The 3,411-nt window shown below is 59.5% G+C and carries 4 protein-coding genes; all 4 read right to left on the bottom strand.

Features of this window, described 5'->3' with window-relative positions; genetic code table 11:
• Positions 1-174: phosphoribosylformylglycinamidine synthase subunit PurS (gene purS / locus SMC5_RS11690; RefSeq protein WP_119120094.1), on the bottom strand; the 174-nt coding region annotated here is incomplete at its 3' end.
• Complete coding sequence (gene purC, locus SMC5_RS06710; RefSeq protein ID WP_119120092.1) at positions 171-887, bottom strand: phosphoribosylaminoimidazolesuccinocarboxamide synthase; 717 nt, start codon at positions 885-887, stop codon at positions 171-173. The genes purC and purS, both read right to left, overlap by 4 nt.
• Positions 884-1,408: a 5-(carboxyamino)imidazole ribonucleotide mutase gene (gene purE / locus SMC5_RS06705; RefSeq protein WP_119120091.1), complete on the bottom strand. Its 525-nt coding sequence runs from the start codon at positions 1,406-1,408 to the stop codon at positions 884-886. Before purE ends, purC begins: the two co-directional genes overlap by 4 nt.
• Before the next feature lie 617 nt (positions 1,409-2,025).
• The coding region (infB, locus tag SMC5_RS06700; protein WP_119120090.1) for a translation initiation factor IF-2 at positions 2,026-3,411 on the bottom strand (1,386 nt) is incomplete at its 5' end.

The following is a 3,411-nucleotide window of genomic DNA, read 5'->3' as shown; positions in this document are numbered from 1 at the left end:
GAGCGCCGCGAGCGCCGCCACGCGGTCACCCTCCGGCAGCTCCAGGTCGATGACCTTGCCCACCCGGACCGCCCGGACATCGGCGAACCCGAGCGCGTGAAGTGCCTGTTCCACGGCCGTCCCCTGAGGGTCGGCGATCCCCTTCTTGGGACTGATCAAGACGCGGCCCTTCATTGCGCCCTCCCGGTCAACAGTCGCCCAAGGACTTCATGATAGCCTTCCTCGACACCACCCAGGTCGCGACGGAAGCGGTCCTTGTCCAGCTTCTTCCCTGTGGCACTGTCCCAGAAACGGCAGGTATCCGGCGAGATCTCGTCGGCAAGAAGGATCGCACCATCTGCGCGTCCGAACTCAAGCTTGAAATCGACCAGAGTGATGTCGGCTGCCGCGAAGCGTTTCTGAAGCAATCGGTTCACTTCCAGCGCCAGTCGCCGGAGGGTTGTCACTTCGACGTCCGTAGCGGCGCCCAGCGCCCGGATGTGGTCCTCGTTCACCAGGGGATCTCCCAGTTGATCGTTTTTGTAACTGAACTCGATGACCGGCGTCGCAAGTCGTGCCCCTTCCGCAATACCCAGACGCTTGCTCATCGACCCTGCGACGATGTTGCGCACGATCACCTCGAGGGGAATAATCTGCACCCGCCGCACAAGCATCTCCCGATCACTCAAACGCTGGATGAAATGATTGCCGACGCCGGCTGTCGCGAGCATGGCAAACAGGTATGAGGACATCTCGTTGTTCATAACCCCCTTGTCCGCAATCGTCCCTTTCTTGACGCCGTTGAATGCTGTCGCATCGTCCTTGAACTCAATGATACAACGTGTCGGATCGTCGGTGGCGTACACCCGCTTGGCCTTGCCCTCGTACAACAGTTCCTTGCGTGTCATGCTGGACCTCCCTGTTCAGTCTCGGCTGTACTGCAGTAGTGCTCACGGATCGCCTTGTCCTTGCTGCCCACCTCTTCCGCCAGGTGTTGTCTCTCCTCCACAAGCCGTGCCGCGACCCGCGCATCCCCCAGTCCCACGATCTGTAGCGCCAGCAGAGCAGCATTCTTCGCACCGTCGATAGCGACCGTCGCCACTGGCACGCCGCTCGGCATCTGCACGGTAGCAAGCAGAGCGTCCAAGCCTCCCAGACCAGGCGTACTGATCGGAACGCCGATGACCGGCAGGGTCGTGGATGCGGCCAGAGCTCCCGCCAGATGGGCGGCCTTGCCCGCTGCCGCTATAATGACTTGCACGCCGCTGGCACGAGCGCCCCGAGCAAACTCCAGAGCCGCCTCGGGCGTGCGGTGCGCCGAAATGACACGTGCTTCCCAGCTCACTGGAAAGGAACGGAGCACGGCAAACGCCTGCTCCAGGACGGGCAGATCTGCGTCACTGCCCATGACGATGACAATCTGTGGCATGATAGCCTCCTCGTTGGTATGCGATCACGAAATGGAAAAACCCCGGTCGCCTGGATTCAGGGCAGCCGGGGTGGTTTTGTCTGGTTGGTATGAGGTCGGAGTCTTTCCCGCGATTGAGGGACAGACCCCACTGTCTCATGGCAGTGGTACCTGGAGAACACGCTGATCTTCCCGCAGGGGATGGGGTAAGGGTGAAATTCGGGTGACGGTAGTGGTCGCTGATTGTAGAAGTTCAGCTAAGACCATCAAGCGTTCTCCTTTGAACAGGTGGCTCACTTCTCCACCCGGAATGGTGACATATGTATCTTACCCGGCGTCTTCCGCGTTGTCAACTCAGACCGTGAATGTCCCGTAACAGGGGTTCGAGCATCCATCCATGTTGCAGAACCACGTTTCCGGGATGAAGACACTGTGAATACATGGCCGCCTGTTCCGTCGTTCCCCAAGGAGGAGGGAACTCACTCTGGTCGTCTGGCATGAAAAAGCGCCGGACGATGAACGCCCGGCATGAAAGCACCCTTCGCATTGGACTAACATGCTCAGGGAATACGCCCTTCCCATTGGACCAACATGCTCAGGGATGATTGTTGTTCAGTTAAAACGTGGAAGACGTTGCCTTACGGCTTCTTCTCCTCCATCACCAAGGTTTCGATGATGTCGTCGACCTTGAAGTCATTGAAGTTCTGCACGCCCATGCCACACTCATAGCCCTTGAGGACTTCCTTGGCGTCTTCCTTGAAGCGCTTCAGCGAGGAGATGCTGGAGTTGGCATACACGACGACGGCATTGCGAACAACGCGCGCCTTGGCGCCGCGGATGATCTTGCCATCCTCAACCAGGCAGCCGGCGATGGCGCCGACACCGGTGATCTTGAACACATCCTTGATGCGGGCGCGGCCCTGAACGATCTCTTCGAAGACCGGTTTGGTCAGCCCGGCGATCATCTTGTCGATGGAGTCGCCCAGTTCGAAGATGAGATCATAGGTGCGGATCTGAACTTTCTCGATCGCGGCGACCTTGAGCGCTTCGGCCAGAGGGACGACATTGAAGCCAACGATGACAGCGTTGCTGGCGGAAGCCAGCAGAACGTCGGACTTCGTGATACCGCCGGTGCCCTCGTGCAGGATCTCGAGCGGAATGGTCTTGGTCTTGACCTTCCTCAGCTCGAACTTGACGGCGTCCAGTGTGGAGAGCGCGTCGGCCTTCAGGATGAGAGTGAGTTTCTTCTTGTCCAACGCCTCTTCTTCGTTGAACAACTCGTCCAGCGTCAGTGGCTTCTTCTGTTCCTGCGCCAGGAACGCAAGGCGCTCCTTTTGCCGTTTCTCGTCGATGATCATGCGGCACGAGTCCACGTCTTCCACCATATGAAAGACCTCGCCGGCCTCGGGCAGTTCCGACAGACCCATGACCTCGATGGGCATGAGCGCTTTCGCTTCGCGCAGGTTCGCGCCTGCCTCGTTGGTCATGCGCTTGATCTTGCCCACACAGTCGCCAACGCGGATATCGTCACCGACATGGAGTGTTCCGGTCTGCACGAGCAGGCGAGTCAGGACGCCGATGTTCTTGTCGACGCGCGCCTCGATGACAGAGCCCGACGCTTCGACGGAGGACCGGGTCTTGAGTCCTGCCATCTCCGCCTGCAGGAGGATCATGTCCAGCAGTTCGTCCACACCCTTGCCGGTCTTGGCCGACACAGGAAGGAAGACGGAGTCTCCACCCCAGTCATCGGGCTGCAGACCACGGTCCGCCAGCTGTTGCTTGACGCGCTCGGGGTTTGCCTCGGGCTTGTCGATCTTGTTCATGGCAACGATAATCGGGACCTTGGCCGCCTTTGCGTGGTCAAGTGCCTCGAGGGTCTGTTCCTTGACACCTTCTTCGGCGGCGACGACCAGGATGACCACATCGGTGACCTGCGAGCCCTTGAGGCGCATCGAGGTGAATGCCTCATGGCCGGGAGTATCGATGAAGATGATGGTCTTGCCCTTGACCTGGACCTCGTAGGC

Origin of the sequence: Candidatus Cryosericum odellii, from assembly GCF_003570935.1 — a bacterium.
GTDB classification, from domain to species: domain Bacteria; phylum Caldisericota; class Caldisericia; order Cryosericales; family Cryosericaceae; genus Cryosericum; species Cryosericum odellii.
Note: the sequence above shows the minus strand (reverse complement) of the source record. Positions and strands in the feature narration are given on the sequence as shown.